Here is a 1,389-nt window from a genome sequence, read left to right on the forward strand (position 1 = left end):
AAGTCACTCCGCCGACTAGACGTCCTCATCGACTTTGCAACTCTTTCGGTGTTATGGCCTACTAACAACGATGCACACTATATGCCTGGAGTCAATAGGTTATCGGGAGATTTTTCTGAAAGCTCAGCGTGATCACCTTCGACTGTGACACCCGGCCCGCCCCGCGGCCTACTCCATGAGGCCGAGCGCAGCATCGGCACGGCAGTGCGTCAACGGTTCAGAGCGCAGCCTGACGACGCTTGCCGGAGTGCAGGGGCCTTCAGACGGGAACGCCGTCCTTGAGTCCGGGGGACCGTCGCCCTGTGGGTCAGGGCGAGAACGGCCAGATCGTCCCGGCGCTCTCCATCGGTCCACCGTGATACGCCGCACACGAGGCTGTCGACGATGTCCGACCGATCGGCGCGCGTCCGGCGGGAGAGGGCCGGGGCGGGATCGTGGAAGGTGCCCCTGATGGTTGCGGGCGCAGGACGCCATCGGTGACCCTGAGCAAGGCGGCATCGTCCATCGCGTGACAGTGCCGCTCCAGAGCGTGTTCGATGCGTTGCGCGAGGACGACCAGGCCGGGAGCGGACTCCGCGGCCTCGCGCAAGCTGCCCAGCACGGCGGATACGGCCGGTACAACGCGCATGGCCTTACCGACGACGTCACCCACGATGGCGCGCACCCCGAACAAAGACTTTCCTCGCGGCCGCTTCTGCGCTCGACGGTCCGCCAGTGCCGAATGGCGCTAAGGGTCGGCAACGCCCGGACGTGACGGTTCCCTCGGCACTCGCGTGGCGGTCACTCGAAAGCAGACAGGTTTGCATTCGGTGGATCGAGGCGTCACTGCCTGACAGGTGGCCGACTCCAGCGGACAACCCGGTCTCATGCAGCGACCGGGCCATCGGTGCCGGCGGAGGCGGGCGCACGCCGTCTCTCAAAGTAGAGAGCCATGCCCGTGGCCACGGCGCCCAGCCCTTCCCATAGCCCGACGGCGAGGAAGCCGGACGGGGCACGGCCGCCGACCACCGTGAGCGTGAACACCGTGCAGGTCAGCAGGCGGAAGGGGACGGTCCAACGGAAAAACGCCTTCCAGTCGGAGAGCGAGGCCAGTACGTAGTACACGCCCATGTTGAGCGCTGCCATGGAGGAGGCGGTCAGGAAGATCAGGGTGTGGTCTCCCGCCACGCGCCGCGTGCCTGCTACGGGAGCAAAGTTCATGATCGCGAGTAGGGCGTCCGGATCGATCAGCCCCACCGCACCCATTGCAGCGGCGAGCACGCCGAACACGGCCATGGACCAGCCGGACAGGGAGCGGGGCAGAGGCCGCACGAAGTCCTCCGAGAGTCATGGGAGTTGACGTCCTGAGTACCGTTCCTAATCAGTGAGCAGGGGTGAGTCTTGGGCCCA

The 1,389-nt window shown here is 65.9% G+C and carries 2 protein-coding genes; one reads left to right on the forward strand and one right to left on the reverse strand.

The window, feature by feature from the left end; translation table 11 throughout:
* Positions 1-454 precede the first annotated feature (454 nt).
* Positions 455-754: a hypothetical protein gene (locus VXC91_RS45615; protein WP_329513216.1), complete on the forward strand. Its 300-nt coding sequence runs from the start codon at positions 455-457 to the stop codon at positions 752-754.
* 110 nt (positions 755-864) lie between these two features.
* Here VXC91_RS45615 and VXC91_RS45620 read toward each other — a convergent pair whose 3' ends face one another.
* Entirely contained in the window at positions 865-1,311 is a 447-nt protein-coding gene (locus VXC91_RS45620) for a hypothetical protein (protein ID WP_408057635.1), read from the reverse strand.
* Positions 1,312-1,389 lie beyond the last annotated feature (78 nt).

It is taken from the genome of Streptomyces chiangmaiensis, from assembly GCF_036281785.1.
Taxonomy (GTDB): domain Bacteria; phylum Actinomycetota; class Actinomycetes; order Streptomycetales; family Streptomycetaceae; genus Streptomyces; species Streptomyces chiangmaiensis.